The 14,420-nt window shown below is 40.7% G+C and carries 13 protein-coding genes; 4 read left to right on the forward strand and 9 right to left on the reverse strand.

The window, feature by feature from the left end; all coding sequences use genetic code 11:
* Positions 1 to 42 precede the first annotated feature (42 nt).
* Positions 43 to 2,259, reverse strand: a complete 2,217-nt coding sequence (locus tag ACUR5C_RS13035; RefSeq protein WP_454465607.1) for a putative bifunctional diguanylate cyclase/phosphodiesterase — start codon at positions 2,257 to 2,259, stop codon at positions 43 to 45.
* Between the two features lie 516 nt (positions 2,260 to 2,775).
* On the opposite strand from ACUR5C_RS13035, the gene ACUR5C_RS13040 reads away from it, so the two are divergent.
* Positions 2,776 to 3,099: a hypothetical protein gene (locus ACUR5C_RS13040; RefSeq protein WP_454465608.1), complete on the forward strand. Its 324-nt coding sequence runs from the start codon at positions 2,776 to 2,778 to the stop codon at positions 3,097 to 3,099.
* A gap of 98 nt (positions 3,100 to 3,197) precedes the next feature.
* Here ACUR5C_RS13040 and ACUR5C_RS13045 read toward each other — a convergent pair whose 3' ends face one another.
* Together ACUR5C_RS13045 and ACUR5C_RS13050 are read right to left on the reverse strand one after the other, a co-directional pair.
* Complete coding sequence (locus tag ACUR5C_RS13045) at positions 3,198 to 4,652, reverse strand: NOL1/NOP2/sun family putative RNA methylase (protein WP_454465609.1); 1,455 nt, start codon at positions 4,650 to 4,652, stop codon at positions 3,198 to 3,200.
* Between the two features lie 10 nt (positions 4,653 to 4,662).
* Complete coding sequence (locus tag ACUR5C_RS13050) at positions 4,663 to 5,238, reverse strand: TIGR04211 family SH3 domain-containing protein (protein ID WP_454465610.1); 576 nt, start codon at positions 5,236 to 5,238, stop codon at positions 4,663 to 4,665.
* A gap of 287 nt (positions 5,239 to 5,525) precedes the next feature.
* On the opposite strand from ACUR5C_RS13050, the gene ACUR5C_RS13055 reads away from it, so the two are divergent.
* From ACUR5C_RS13055 to ACUR5C_RS13065, 3 genes are read left to right on the forward strand one after another with little or no spacing between them, the layout of a single operon-like run.
* The gene (locus tag ACUR5C_RS13055) at positions 5,526 to 7,037 is read left to right on the forward strand and encodes a CYTH and CHAD domain-containing protein (RefSeq protein WP_454465611.1); all 1,512 of its coding nucleotides are present in this window, start codon (positions 5,526 to 5,528) and stop codon (positions 7,035 to 7,037) included.
* A gap of 54 nt (positions 7,038 to 7,091) precedes the next feature.
* Positions 7,092 to 7,724: an RNA 2',3'-cyclic phosphodiesterase gene (thpR, locus tag ACUR5C_RS13060; protein WP_454465612.1), complete on the forward strand. Its 633-nt coding sequence runs from the start codon at positions 7,092 to 7,094 to the stop codon at positions 7,722 to 7,724.
* A gap of 12 nt (positions 7,725 to 7,736) precedes the next feature.
* The gene (locus ACUR5C_RS13065) at positions 7,737 to 8,708 is read left to right on the forward strand and encodes a M20/M25/M40 family metallo-hydrolase (protein WP_454465613.1); all 972 of its coding nucleotides are present in this window, start codon (positions 7,737 to 7,739) and stop codon (positions 8,706 to 8,708) included.
* On the opposite strand, the gene ACUR5C_RS13070 is transcribed toward ACUR5C_RS13065, so the two are convergent.
* From ACUR5C_RS13070 to ACUR5C_RS13095, 6 genes are all read right to left on the reverse strand, one after another.
* Positions 8,693 to 9,235, reverse strand: coding sequence for a dihydrofolate reductase family protein (locus tag ACUR5C_RS13070; RefSeq protein WP_454465614.1), 543 nt, complete (start codon positions 9,233 to 9,235; stop codon positions 8,693 to 8,695). The two genes, ACUR5C_RS13065 and ACUR5C_RS13070, sit on opposite strands and share 16 nt — an antisense overlap.
* A gap of 89 nt (positions 9,236 to 9,324) precedes the next feature.
* Entirely contained in the window at positions 9,325 to 10,260 is a 936-nt protein-coding gene (gluQRS, locus tag ACUR5C_RS13075) for a tRNA glutamyl-Q(34) synthetase GluQRS (protein ID WP_454465615.1), read from the reverse strand.
* Between the two features lie 75 nt (positions 10,261 to 10,335).
* Entirely contained in the window at positions 10,336 to 10,791 is a 456-nt protein-coding gene (gene dksA / locus ACUR5C_RS13080; protein WP_454465616.1) for an RNA polymerase-binding protein DksA, read from the reverse strand.
* A gap of 169 nt (positions 10,792 to 10,960) precedes the next feature.
* On the reverse strand, positions 10,961 to 11,395 hold the full coding sequence (locus ACUR5C_RS13085; RefSeq protein ID WP_454465617.1) for an HIT domain-containing protein: 435 nt from the start codon (positions 11,393 to 11,395) through the stop codon (positions 10,961 to 10,963).
* Positions 11,388 to 13,613 (reverse strand): penicillin-binding protein 1B, encoded by a 2,226-nt coding sequence (mrcB, locus tag ACUR5C_RS13090; protein WP_454465618.1) that lies wholly within the window; start codon positions 13,611 to 13,613, stop codon positions 11,388 to 11,390. Before mrcB ends, ACUR5C_RS13085 begins: the two co-directional genes overlap by 8 nt.
* A gap of 42 nt (positions 13,614 to 13,655) precedes the next feature.
* Positions 13,656 to 14,414, reverse strand: a complete 759-nt coding sequence (locus tag ACUR5C_RS13095; RefSeq protein ID WP_454465619.1) for a general secretion pathway protein GspB — start codon at positions 14,412 to 14,414, stop codon at positions 13,656 to 13,658.
* Positions 14,415 to 14,420: the final 6 nt, after the last annotated feature.

The following is a 14,420-nucleotide window of genomic DNA, read 5'->3' on the forward strand; positions in this document are numbered from 1 at the left end:
ATGTTTTTTATAGGTGCTGGTATTGTGCTTGTTGGCAAGCGCTTAGTTACCATGGCTTGAGCCTAAGTATTTTTCGCTAAACTGCTTTTCCGTTAGTGGCTTTGAAAAAAAGTAGCCTTGCGCTTGATCACAATTAAGCTCTTTTAAAACAGCTAGCTCTTGCTGAGTCTCAATTCCCTCTGCAACGACTTTTAAGTCTAACTTTTTAGACATTGCAATTATGGCATTGACTATTGCATAGTTATTTGGATTAGAGTCAATGTCGGTGATAAACGCTCTATCAATTTTAATTTTGGAAATGGGCAAAAGGTTTAAGTAAGCTAAAGAAGAATAACCAGTGCCAAAGTCATCAATGGCTACAGAAACACCATTTTTCTGGAGACCTTCAATAACCTCTAAACAGCGGCTCGCATCTTCTACCAACACTTCTTCAGTAATTTCTATTTCTAACAATCGAGGGGCTAAATGATGTCGTTTAAGTGCGTTCATCACTCGCTCTAAAAAGCCATCGGTTAGTAGCTGTGTAGGAGACACATTAACTGCCACTTGACAATTATCGCTACCGCTTAATGCCACTTCTCTAGCGAAACTCATCGCCTTGTTCATCACCCAATCGCCGAGTGCATTAATCGCCCCGCTACGCTCTGCCACGGGAATAAAATCTTGCGGCGAAATCAGTCCTTGCTTGGGGTGTTGCCAGCGAATTAAAGCTTCCATGCCGACAACTTTACCATCTCTTACGTCTACTTTAGGCTGATAGGTTAAATAAAACTCGCGATTATAATCGGCTTTGGTTAGCTCGTTTTCCATTTTTAACCAAGCTTGCTCGCGCTCTTGCTGTTGTAGATTAAAAAAGCCCACTCGTCTGGATCCTTTTAACTGCGCTTCCTTAAGCGCTGCACTGGCATTTTTGATCAAGTGAGTAAAACTATCAGCGTGCTCAGGATAAATAGCACATCCCGCCTGCAGATCGATAAAATATTGACCTTGCTCAATACTTACCGGCTGTTTGCAACAATCTCTCAGCTGTTTAAAAAATCGCTCTATGTTTTCCCGCGTTAGGCCAGCAGATGTTTGCTGTACTATTAACACCGCAAACTGCTCATCTGCGATTCGATATAAACTTTTAGATTCACACGCTAAGTCGACCGACTTTAAAGTTGATACAATTCGATTGCCAAGTACCGCCTTAATATTGTCGCTCGTATTCATTCCCATAGTTGTCGCAATCGACGCTAGCTGTTTCGCGCCGACAGCAACTAAAAACACATCGACATTCGATGGTTCTAACTGAGCTAGATCTCGCTGTAACTGTTTAATATTAGGTAGTTGTGTTAGAGGATCAAAAAACGCCAAAAACTCCAGCTCTTTTCGAGCTTGCTCGCGCTCCGAAATATTTTCAACATACAGCATTAACTGGTTGAGTTGATTCAACTGCTGGACGGATAGCTCATAGATTTTATTGTTCAAGTTACACTGCACAACTTTAAAGTGTGCTTGATTCGCAGCGCTTTGCATGTCGGCTAGCGCTAATTCAATGAGTTGCTCACTAGCAGCTTTGTCAAAGGCGTTTCTCCAAGCATTATTTTCAAATTCAAAAAGCCCCGACGAATCAATGCATGCAACGGGGTTAGGGTTATTTTCTATAAATTTAGCTAAGCGCTTATTTTCTAATGCTTGGCGCACATTAGTGTACATATAATAGCCAACAATTATGGCCAGTATTAGCATCAGCAAACTAAATGAAAAAACCCAAAATGACATTTGAGTTAACGACCTTTGTGTTTCTACTTTAGTTTGCGTTAACTGATTATCTATGGATACCCGCAAAGCTGTTAATGCAGGAGTAACATTTCGGCCTTGGCGTGAGATTTCAACTAGCGAACCTCTAGCTGCGTCCCAGTCATTGCCTTTAGGTGGTAGAACTTGATCCAGCAACACTTGCTGTTGATTAACAATAGCTAAACTTTGGGCAACTTTTGTTAATTGGCTACTATGTTCAAAATGAATTGTTAACTCATTTAACAGCGACGTAATTTTACTTTTAGCAGCGTCAATTTTCGGATTCAATACAGGCCGGTCAAAAGTCGCATAAAACTCATATAACAAACGCTCATATTCAGTGACTTGATGTTGTAGATCAGAAAGTTGGTATAATGCAGGTAGCTGTGAATCAATTAACTGCTGGCTTACACGATCAATCGAGTCGCTACTGCGCCATACGGAATATGAGACACTACTGCCGGCAAGTATAATCAAAAGGTATACCGCAAAAAGCTTAAATTTTAGAATGCGGCTAATCAAACGCTCACCCCGGTGATAAACAAACTTGATCACAAGTATAGCCAAACACCTCACTTATGGAGAAATAATTGCCTAGTTTGACTAAAACCTTCCTTAACCCGAGCTATTCTTTGGCTAAAGTACACTAGCCTATTTGCAAACAATAAAAGTACGATGCTAAGTCACAACAACGAGAATCACAGGCGCTTAACACTGCTGCATAAAAAAATTATTGCACTACAGCAATATTGGGTATAAGCTTTAAATTCAACTCTTTGAGAGATACACAGCTTCAACAAGCGGTTCTTGTGTTAACTCTCTCAATTTTAAGACCAAAATAAAGACCAATATTAAGACCAGCTATACGACAGCTAGAATATTAGCATCAAAAGTTCCAACATTATTTTACATTCAGTATTTTTTAGTTATCCAAACAGTTCAGTAAGACACTAATAAATTGTTAGATTTGTTATTTACTATGGAGAGAGACTAATGGCGACAATACTAGAGTTTAAACCACGTAAAAAAATTCAGAGCAAAAGTTCATTCAACCCAGTATTAGTAACAACTAGCGTCAACGATCTTATGTTGATTATTCACCATGCTCTGCATGGCACAGAGCGGGCATGTCAACCTATAGATAAAGACCTAGCTTCACAGCTCTTAATTGAATTATCAGTTCATCTAAAAACAGCCGACGAGCCTTACCAGTTAACGTTAGAAAACATGGTGCTAAGTCAATCTACTTCAAGTAGAGTGGTTGAGCGATACCCAGAAATGTTGCCTAACCAAGGTTCGGCCTCAGCGCCACATTAATCTAATACAGTAATAGATACAATTTGGTGGTTGCGGATGAGTGACTCTCAAAATCCACTTAATGTATGGCTTAGTAAGTGATTAGGCCATACGTTAACCTAAAAACTAAAATTCAAATTGTCTTTTACTAAGTCGCGGGGCAATGCGTTTTTAATTTTGCCTTTTTGATTAAGCCCTAGCCCTATAACTCGGCCTTGTGCTTTTAATATCACTTCTCCGTTATTTAAGGTTAGACTATTTATGCTTAGATTTTTACCTTGGATAAAATCTGATGCTTGTTGCGAGGTTAATTCGACACTTTGATATTGGGCTCGGTCACCAAAGCACTGCGCCCATTGATGACTGGCTCTTATTTTATTTGGGAAAATTTGCGCCACAGGCATGCCCGCGCGATTCACTTTAATAAAGCGATTTAACTCTCCTAAGCGTTTCGGAAAACACCAGAGCTCTTTATCGCGTTGCGCAAAATCCATGTTCATTGATGCTAACTCGAATCCAAAATGTTGCTCAAAGTATTGACGTGCTTGTTGCATTATTTTTTTATTTACCGCACTAAATGGCGTGTCATATTGGGCGACGGGACTAGCAAATATTTTAGCCTGCGGCGGCTTGGTAACACTTGCGACAAAGAAGCCTTCACTATCAAAACAATGCGGGAGTACATGGAGGTAACCTTCTTCGCTCACAACTCGCTCGGCTCCGGGGAAAAGACTACCAAGATGGAAAATTTCTGCATCAGAATCTGCGACTAACTGATTAACCACGTCATGGTTTTCTTCTTTAGAAAGTGTACAAGTGGAATACACTAACTTTCCGCCAGGTTTAAGCGCCTGATAGGCAGATTCCAACATTTGATATTGTAACTTTGCGATTTCTTTAACTTTAGCTAACTCCCATTGCGCCAACGCTTTAATATCTTTGCGAACCGTACCTTCTCCACCACAAGGTGCGTCGAGCAATACAAAATCAAACTGATTGGGTAGCCATTGCCCCAGCTTACGTCCATCCAAATGGGTTAAAATCGTATTACTGACACCACAACGAACCAAATTCGCATTGAGGCTTTTTAAGCGGCTGGCAGACAGCTCATTGGCTACAATTAAACCTTGATTATTAAGCTGGGCTGCTATTTGAGTTGTTTTAGAGCCTGGCGCGGCGGCCATATCTAACACAAAAGGCTCACTATGAACTGTACTATCAAGTGTTAACTCGCTACATAGCGCGATGGGAGGTAACATTGAGCTTGCTTCTTGAATGTAGAACAAACCTTGTAGATGAGCCAAACTATTGCCCAGATTCGCCAAATTCTCAGGATTATCAGAACTCAGCCAAAATCCTTGCTGACACCAAGGAATAGGCGTTAACTGCCATGCTTGAGACTCGGCAAAACGACTAAAATCTTGTATCGACATCTTTAGCGTATTGACTCTTACACTAGTTCTTAATGGCGTTTGGCAAGCTTTGATAAAAGCACAAAGCTCGCTTTCATTTAAAAAACTAGACCGCGCATGTTGAATAAACTCAGGCGCAATTTTCACAGCAGGAGTTGACATAATAGAACAACTAACTCCAACCGCTGCCACGCTTGTTGCCGCTCACTCGGCTAACAATCCAACCGAAGATAAACCCAGCAAAAAATACCACCGCTCCAGCAAAAAACACTTCACGCAAAAAGCGGTTTTTATGAGCTTGGTTTTCTTGTGAAATCACCTCATAGTTAGTTTCTAACTTGGCTAATTCGTTTTGCAGAGCATCATTGGTTTGCTCTAAAGGCTCTAAAACTTTAATCCGCTTTTCTAGCGAGCTTAAGCTTTCTTGGTAGTTCTTTTTTAATTCAACAATTTCGTTCTTTGCCGCCGACAGTAATCGATTTGCGGTAGGCTTTTTGGTTATGTATTTACTCTCTAGCCAACCAACACGGCCGCGCTCATCTTTAATCTCGACATAACCCGTGTCTTGATTTTCTTGCAAAATTTCAAACTTCGCTCCTGGAGCTAGCTGAAAGCTAAAGCGGTATTCTTTGGTTGGGCCGGTACGAGTCCAAATAATTTCAATTTGGTCGGAAATATAAGCAGACTCCGCAGCGGCGCCCATGGGTAGGAAACAAGCAATAAATAAGCTTAATAGAATTTTTTTCATGGCTCAGTTCTTTGTTTTTGATTTTAATAGCCGGACTTAATCCATAAATCGGGCCTTATCGATTGTAAAAGTAGCGTTTTACTGTCCTCACCACCTCGAATAAAAACACGCAAAATTTGCATACAACCCGCCTATTGTACGGAATACTTAACATCAATAAAACCAACTAATCTCACGTTTTCACAAATTGCTTTTAGAATTAAGCGTAAAATTGCCTAGAAAGGGCTAATGACAAAGCTATAAAGGAATGGTTAAATAGCAACATCAAAACATTAAAGGCTTTATTTATGGCTAACGAACTTGAGTTAAAACTAGCTGCCGACCCAGAAAAAATAATAAAAATCAGTAAGTTAGAGTTCCCTGGGGTGGCAAACCAAAGCCCTTGGAAGACGACTCAATTAGACAATACTTATTTTGATACGCAACACTTTAAGCTTCGAGAAATGTCTATTGGCATGCGAGTACGTCACGACGGTGAGCAGCATATTCAAACGGTAAAGTCAGCTGGCAAATCTGTTGGAGGGCTACATCAACGCAATGAAGATGAAGTTACGCTTAAAAATGACAGTCTCGACATTAGCCAAATTACCGATCCTTACTTACAAATATTAGTTGAAGAAGCCCAAGAGGAAGATGGCGCATTTGTTCCCTGCTTCACAACTAACTTCAGCCGCACTAGCTGCATTTTGACATTTTCCGACGACACCAAAATAGAAGTTGCGCTTGACCAAGGTAAAATAATTGCCGATGGTGGAGAACAAACCATTTGTGAAGTAGAGCTTGAACTAGTCCAGGGTAGCGCCGAGTATATATTTGCGCTGGGTCGCTATTTAATTAAAGATCATGAGCTCACTTTATATAATGCTAGCAAAGCTCGTCGTGGCTATAGCTTATGTAAAAACTTTACTACCGAAAAATTTAAAATGCAGGCTGTTGAGTTAAGCCAAGGTATTGAAGCAGAGCATGCATTTGAAAAAATTTGTTATACCGGACTTAAGCACTGGCAGTTTTACGAACTTTATTTAAATAAAAAGAATGCACATTCTGCCGTGCTAGAAATGTACCGCGCGCTTATTTATTTACACCATATGTATATGGTTTTTGGCGGCCTAATTCCTCGAAAGGCGACCAACGACTTACGCAATAATTGGAATTGGCTAGCAGAAGCCATGCGCCCTATTGTAGACGCGGCAAAACATCAGCGTTATTTAGTGCGTTATTTACAACAAAAAGCCGATTGGGATTTAGTTGAAACTCAACAAAAGAAGATTCGCCAAGAAGCTCGAGCGGTAATTGAAGACTTTAAACAACTACTTGCCACCCAAAGATACAACTTAATGATGTTAAATATGTCGCAGTGGTTGTATTTTAAAGAGTGGCGAAACTACATTCCAGAAAAAGAAAAATCTTCGTTAAGCACGCCAATAATTGATTTTGCGCGCAGTCAATTAGACCATATGCTAAAAGAGCTAAAGCGAGACTTAGGTCCCAAAGTTAATTTAAACGCTGATGAGTACTTTAAATTGATCGCTCGCATAAGACGAGCACTTGATACCGGACTTTTCTTTGGCGGTTTGTTTGAAACTAAAAAGCGTCTTGATTTTCGCAAACCTTGGGTAGAAATATTAGATGGCATTCGAGAATTACAAATGAATGCTTATATTTATGAGCTGCAACTAGAAACGCACGACGAAGCAGAAACTTTGGCTTGGCTAGAAAAACGCAACCAGCCAATATTAGACAACATACATGCTATTCGAAAAACGGCATTTAAATCTAACCCCTACTGGAGTAAATAACCCCAAATAGTTATGAAAAATACGTTTTAATCATAAACTAACGAGCAGGTTGTTATGGGCAAGAAACTCAGTAAGAAATCAACGAAACACACTAATAGCTCTTTAAACCGAGCTTTTTTCGCCATTGACCTTTCTCCGCAAGAAAAAATCAAATTACTTGAGCTGCAAAATCAAGTCAGCGAAAGCCTTGCCGCTCAAGGAATTCAATTTTCTAAAGTTGCCACTGAAAATTTGCATATTACATTGTGTTTTGTTGGCAAGATTAGCGACTCCGAACTTGAATTATTACTCGATTGCAACCCAACCTTTGACGTTATGCCTTCAGCAATTGCTGCTAACACAGTGTGCTATTGGGCAAGTTCGAAGCTGATATATCTCTCAATAGAGGATCACGCTGGCTTATTAAGCCAGTTAAAAGCGCAAATAGAAAAAACGCTGACTTGCTGCGGAATTTATCAATTTGATAAAAAACCATTTATTCCTCATATTACCTTATTTAGACAACTTAGCAGTGAGCCTCAATTGTTTAACGAGTTGGCTACCAGCGTTCAAATCAATGAAGTCGATCTTATGCTGTCTAACCCGCAGCAACCCGCCAACCGTTACCAGTCAGTGCAATCTTGGCGGCTAGGAAGTTTGAGCGTCAAGCAACAACTGCTCGGCAAAAATAATAACAACAAGCATTAAAGAGCTTATACAATGCGAAGGATTGGTGAACTAAAAATATTACTCTTGGCAGCTTTAGTCTTATTACTAAGCGCCTGTGTCAGTTCCCAGTATTGTGCCACGCAAACACAAGCTCTTGATTACGTTAATAAGCCCCTATTACTCGCCGATCTTAAACAGCTTTCTAGTGATCACATGCAGGGTCGCAAAGTGAACACTCAAGGAAGCCAGCGAGCACAAAACTTTATTCAGCAACGATTCCAACAATTGCAGCTAAAGTCGTTTTTGCCTAACTACCGGCAGTCGTTTAATTTTGGCGCGGCACAAACGCCAGCGGTAAACCTTATTGGCTACCAGTCAGGACGTCGCTTTCCACAAAAATATATTGTTGTCACCGCGCATTATGATCACTTAGGTAAAAAAGGACAGCAAATTTACAATGGTGCCGACGATAATGCCTCTGGCGTAGCAGCCATGCTATCGATTGCTAACTATTTTAAACAATTTCCAACTCAACACTCACTCATATTTGTCGCAACAGACGCTGAGGAAGCGGGGCTACATGGCGCTAAAGCTTTTATTGACAATGCACCAGTGCCATTGCAGAAAATACAACTTAATGTGAACCTCGATATGCTCGCTCAGCCGGGTAAACGCAATAGACTTTATATGGCTGGGCTAAAAAAATCTCCACAGTTAGCTAGCATATTTAAGCAGTCACTGAGCCAAGCAAAAGTCTGTTTAGTGAGAGGACATGAAGGGATCTCTGGTGTTAGCAGAAAAAATAATACTCGCATTAACTGGAACCAAGCCAGTGATCATAAAGCTTTCTGGGAAGCTGGCATTCCCTATATTTACTTTGGCGTAGATACTCATCGCCACTACCATAAACCAAACGATACTTTTGCCAATATAGACCCTGAATTTTTTAGCGCGGCGGTGGATAGTATCATTCAAAGCGTGCTATTTGCTGACACGGCTTTGTCTGCTCAATCAACTAAATAATGAGACTGCACAAACCCGCTCGGAAATGTTTTACTGTGAACTAGTTTAAGTGGTTGGTCTTGGTTAAGCAGCCCAAACAATGGAATGCCTTTACCGAGTAGTACAGGAACTTGAGTAATGGTTAATTCGTTAATTAAGTGTGCTTTTAACATAGACTGAATGAGAGTACCGCCATCAACATAAACTTGCTTCACTCCTTGGTGCTGTAAGTCCACTGCTAGAATCTCTATTTTACCGCCGAAAAGCTCTATTTTATCTTCGAATGCCGGTGGCACTTTTTGCATACTGCGGCTAACAACAATGACTCGCTGCTTGAGGTAAGGCCATTGACTAAAAGCTGCGACTTTCTCAAATGTATTTCGCCCCATTGTGATGCACTCAACAGAGCGTAAAAAATTTTGATAGCCGTAATCTTCGCTATCTCCTTGTAGCGCCGCTTTTTCTAACCAATCTAGTTTGCCATTTTGGCGTGCGATATAACCGTCTAGCGAACAAGCGATAAAAACGCAAAATTTAATGTTTGTCATACTTTTAACTCAGCGGCTTTAGGTAAAATATTGACTTTATCTTACACTAACTAGAATTTAAAACTACGCCATCTCACTCGCTTTTATTATTAAGGCTTAATAAAAGTGGCTAATTGGGCTGCTGTATAAACTTGATTTTTATTAGGTATTAAAGCAGGTTTCCATTGCTGCAGCGCGAACTTTAATATTTCTTCGCAACCACACCCCGCTAATGGTTTAAGTTGAGCTAAAGGAACCCCTAAAAAGTGTAAAGCCAATAATAGGTTGGCACTCGCATCTTGTGCAGACAAGGCTGCTGAAAACTGACTTTTACTTAACTTATTCAATTTTTCATCGAGCGCTAACGGCAGGTGGTAATATTCAGGAATGGGCTGCTGCAAACAGTCATATAAAAATATTTGGCGCGGTGTCGAGTCTAAAATATCAGCCCCTCTTACAACATGATTAACTTTTTGCTCAATATCATCTACCACTACCGCAAGTTGGTATGCATAGATATTATCACGTCGCTTGACAATGAAGTCTTGCCGATCAGCAGCAGAATCTAGCAAGCACTTGCCGAGCACTTTATCGTCAAAGTGGTTTTTACTTTGCTCAAATTTAACTCGCCAAGCGACACTTGTCTTATTGAGAGGAGGATTTTGGCGACACTTTCCATCGTATACACCCGCACTTCGCTGTTGGATTTGGCGTCGACTACATTGACAGGGATAAATAAAGTGCGCTTGCTTGAGTTGTTCTAGCGCTTGTTGATAAGCATGCTGCCGCTGGCTTTGATAAAAGACTTCTCCATCCCAATATAGAGCGAACTTTTCTAGGGTGGTTAAAATCGAATGAGTAGCGCCTTGAACAACGCGAGGAGGATCAATATCTTCAATTCTGAGTAACCAAAGCCCTGCTTTTTGTTTGGCTATTAAATAACTACCCAACGCCGCCACTAAAGACCCAAAGTGAAGTGGTCCAGAAGGCGAAGGCGCAAACCGACCAATCCAAGGAGTTCTCTCAGAATTAGGTCTATTATTCATGGAGTGCGTTGCAGATCGAGAAAGGCACAAGCACTTAATAGCACTTGCGCACTGAGCTTAGCTAACCGACAGGAACTAACGGTTAAGATGCTTCTCTTTAATCTCATCAAGTGTTTTGCAGTCAATGCAAAGTGTTGCCGTAGGTCTAGCTTCTAAACGGCGAATACCAATTTCTACACCGCAAGATTCGCAATAACCATAATCTTCTTCGTCAATTGAGTTAATCGACTTAGTGATTTTCTTAAGCAGTTTACGCTCTCTATCGCGAGTACGTAGCTCAAGACTAAACTCTTCTTCTTGGCTAGCGCGATCAACCGGATCTGGAAAGTTAGCGGCTTCATCTTTCATATGTGACACGGTTCGGTCAACTTCTTCCATCAGTTGCTTTTTCCATGCGGCCAAAATCGCTTTAAAATGCGCGACTTGATTTTCATTCATGTACTCTTCGCCTCGTTTCTCCTTATAGGGAGCTATTCCGAGTGCACCAAGAGTGGTTGCAGTTGCTGTACTTGCCGATTTTTTCGTTGGCATTCGCTTCTCCGAAGATTAACTACTTGAAAACCTTAGAGTTTTCCCAAAACTCAAACTTATTAAAAAGCATTCTACTGTTTATTTAGGTAGGCAACTTTTTATTCAGGCGCGGATATATATCACATCCCCTAGGCTAGAACAATTAAATTTTCTTATTTTAAACAATTAATTATAGTTGGTTAGGGGTAAATTCGCTCAATAATGGGCTTATTTTAGCTTGGATATTGACTACCTGAGAGGGTTCATAAGGAACCATTTTAGCCTTTCCCCAAACCGGTGCTGGCCAGGCTAAATCTCCCTTAAATCTCACAATATGATGAATATGTAATTGAGATACCATATTACCTAATGCCGCTAAATTTAATTTGTCACCTTGCCATTGTTGCATGATAACACTCGACAACTGATTCGACTCTTGCAAAAATTGCTGTTGCTGCTTTGCTGTTAATTGGTAAATTTCTTTAACTTGATTCACTTGAGGCACAAGTACAAACCAAGGAAACTGCTTATCATTCATTAATAGCAGTAATGATAAAGGAAAATGCCCGAGAATATGACTATCGGCTTTAAGCTGAAAATGAAGCTGGAAGTTATTATCAATCACAAATTTTTATTCCTTCGGGCACTTGGTCTTTATAAAACGGCATGAGCGGTTTCTTTTTGCATGCCCCTAAATTACTAAAAAAACCTTCATCTTTAAAGCCCCACACCATACCTTCGGGTAAGTTAAGGCTAACCGAGCTTTCAGATAAGTGTTGAAACAGATCTCGCCATACCGTTAAAGCGCCGCTCGCGCCGGTTAGTTTGGTGCTTTGATTATCATCTCGGCCAACCCACACTACGGCTAATTTTGTGCCACCAAAACCGGCATACCAACTATCTCTAAGGTCATTGGTTGTGCCCGTTTTTCCGGCTAATTTAAGTCGTGGAAACGCCTGCCCTATGGCTTTCGCGGTCCCTTCTTGCACCACTTGAGTAAGCAAATACTTAAGTATAAAAACACTATCAGCATCTAACTGTGCGTCTACTTTGCGAGGATATCGCTGCAATAACTGACTTTGATGATCTTGAACTGCTAAAAGACCGCCACTTTTTATGCCTTTACCGTTATTAGCAATCACCTGATATAACCTTAGCACTTCAAGTGGAGACATCTCTTTGGCTCCCAATGCAATCGAAGGGTACGCAGGCAGCTCTCGATTAAAGCCCGCCTCATAAAGCGTATCAACTACCTGCTCAACTCCCACACTTAAAGCTAAGCGCGCGGTCGCAATATTAAGCGAGTGAACTAATCCATCCTTTAGTGGGATTGTCCCGTACTCTTGCTTATCGTAATTCTCTGGCGTCCATAGAGACTCATCGCTGCCTTTTAAAGTAAATGACGTGTCTTCTAGTGGCGATAATAAATTAAACGCTTCTGCTCGCTGCAGCGCAGTTAAATACACAAAAGGTTTAATCACCGAGCCAGTTTGGCGATAAGCGTCTAGCGCACGATTAAATCCGACATAATTGGGATTTTTGTCGCCAACCATGGCTAATATATCTCCGCTTTTTATATCACTAACGATAACTGCTCCTTGCAAATCTGCTTGGCCCGAATCGAGCGCGGCTAACCTTTGCTTGAGAGCTCTTTCGGCTTTCGCTTGAATCAATGGGTCAAGGCTTGTAAAAAGTTTTAATCCGGCTTGATGAAGTTGAGTTAAGCTGTACTCTTGCTGCAGCTCACGCTTAATAAAGTCCATAAAAGCAGGAACTTTACTCGTTCGCTCTTGCGCTTTTTCAACCACCATCAATGCGCGAGACTTAGCGTCATTGTAGGCTTCATCAGTAATTAGCCCTTGCGTATGCATTAAGCTTAATACCAAATCTCTGCGTTGCTTTGCTGCTTGTGGATTTTTTCTTGGATTATAATAAGACGGACCTTTAACTAAGCCGACTAATAATGCAATTTGACTTAAATGCAGCTGATGAATTGGTTTATCAAAATAGAATTCACTCGCACGAGCAAAACCATATATTCCAGAGGCATGCGCTTGGCCAAGATAAACTTCGTTGATATAAGCTTCTAAAATAACGTCTTTATCGTAGTGCACTTCAGTGAGAACAGCCATTATGGCTTCGCGCATTTTTCGCCACAAGGTTCTTTCATTCGTTAAAAAGTGATTCTTCATTAATTGCTGGGTCAGGGTACTGCCACCTTGGCGTATTCCGCCTTGTGCAATATTACTCCACAAGGCTCGAGCAATGCCTTTTATCGACAGTCCCCAATGTTGGTAAAACTCGCGATCTTCTACCGTGAGTAAAGCGGCAATAAAACTTTCTGGTAGCTGCTTTAAAGTAATCAATTGGCGATCTTCGTGATTGCCTGCTTGAATACTGCCTAGACTTAAAGGATCGAGTCTTAAAAAATCAACTTTTTTACCAGACTCGAAATCTTTTAATTGAGTAACCTGACTATTGGCGATAGTGACTTCCAATACTTGTGCAGGCTGCACGCCATCCCAAAACTCGAAGCGTCTAGTATGAATAACTAAAGTATTATCATACTGCTCAAACTCACCTTGATTAACCGCTTTAATTTTTTGCCGATAACCAAGCAGACGTAATTCTCGCAATAAGTCATTAAGCGCAAGTTTTTGGCCCAAAGCGAAAGCAAGCGGCCGCGCATAAACTTTGGCAGGAATACTCCACGCTTGCTGTTTAAACTCGTCTCTTACAACCGAGTCTAAGTAAATCACTAAAAAAATAAAAAAGACTAATCCAATTAAAGTTAAACGCCAAACAAAACGCTTACACTTTTGCCATGCAGTTATATCACTCATAAAATTTTTAGTTCGACTTTTAAAAACAGGTTAAGTTACTCATTACTGGTAGGGGATTTTGACGCGTTGCGACTTAAACTCAACAATTAAATGCTGCGCTTTTATTTCTCTTAAAATTAATTCCGGAGCGATAACTTGATTAACGGTATAAAAAGCACCATCAAGAATCACAAAGCTATCTTTTTGATTGTCTGCAACAACAAAAGAGTCAACTTTCAAATCCGGCAATTGCGCTTGCAGTTCTGCGGGCAATGCCTGAATAGATAACGCAACATCAGCGGCGTTATTGCGGCTTGGCTTAGCTGCTAGTTTTTTTACTGGAGTAGTAGCGTCGCTCGTCTTTTGTGGCTTACTAACAACTTGTTTTTGAGGCGTATATGACAGTTTGCTAGGCTCTTCATTGGCAACTTTCAATGGCGATTGCAGATTACTTTTCACTTCTACTTGAGGCTTACTGGAAAACGTTTGGGACCCATTTGACGGCACTGTAGTGGCCGTTAAATTCACTTTTGACTCAGCTTGCACTGTCGCCTTTTGTAGATCTGGCTGAGCCAATTGAGAGCTAACAGGCGTTGCATCATTTGTTGCCATATAAAATCCTAAATATCCCCAACTAAGCAATGTAATAACCACTAAAAAAATACACGCTCGTTGCCAAAATTGTACTTTGCGAATTAGCCACTCATCGCCAAGCAGCTCATCATCATAATGAGTCACCGAAATATCAGGCACTTCTAAATCTTGCTGGCGCGCTGGTTCACTATTATTTTTGCCACTTAACGACTCTAATAAGATGGACATTGACTT

The organism is Aliikangiella aequoris (assembly GCF_053709105.1).

Excerpts from the sequence above, each read along its gene's own strand:
- ACUR5C_RS13065 (WP_454465613.1), top strand. The coding sequence starts at position 7,737 with ATGCGAAGGATTGGTGAACTAAAAATATTACTCTTGGCAGCTTTAGTC.
- ACUR5C_RS13050 (WP_454465610.1), bottom strand. The coding sequence starts at position 5,238 with ATGAAAAAAATTCTATTAAGCTTATTTATTGCTTGTTTCCTACCCATG.
- ACUR5C_RS13045 (WP_454465609.1), bottom strand. The coding sequence starts at position 4,652 with ATGTCAACTCCTGCTGTGAAAATTGCGCCTGAGTTTATTCAACATGCG.
- ACUR5C_RS13095 (WP_454465619.1), bottom strand. The coding sequence starts at position 14,414 with ATGTCCATCTTATTAGAGTCGTTAAGTGGCAAAAATAATAGTGAACCA.
- ACUR5C_RS13040 (WP_454465608.1), top strand. The coding sequence starts at position 2,776 with ATGGCGACAATACTAGAGTTTAAACCACGTAAAAAAATTCAGAGCAAA.
- mrcB (WP_454465618.1), bottom strand. The coding sequence starts at position 13,613 with ATGAGTGATATAACTGCATGGCAAAAGTGTAAGCGTTTTGTTTGGCGT.
- gluQRS (WP_454465615.1), bottom strand. The coding sequence starts at position 10,260 with ATGAATAATAGACCTAATTCTGAGAGAACTCCTTGGATTGGTCGGTTT.
- ACUR5C_RS13055 (WP_454465611.1), top strand. The coding sequence starts at position 5,526 with ATGGCTAACGAACTTGAGTTAAAACTAGCTGCCGACCCAGAAAAAATA.
- ACUR5C_RS13070 (WP_454465614.1), bottom strand. The coding sequence starts at position 9,235 with ATGACAAACATTAAATTTTGCGTTTTTATCGCTTGTTCGCTAGACGGT.
- dksA (WP_454465616.1), bottom strand. The coding sequence starts at position 10,791 with ATGCCAACGAAAAAATCGGCAAGTACAGCAACTGCAACCACTCTTGGT.
- thpR (WP_454465612.1), top strand. The coding sequence starts at position 7,092 with ATGGGCAAGAAACTCAGTAAGAAATCAACGAAACACACTAATAGCTCT.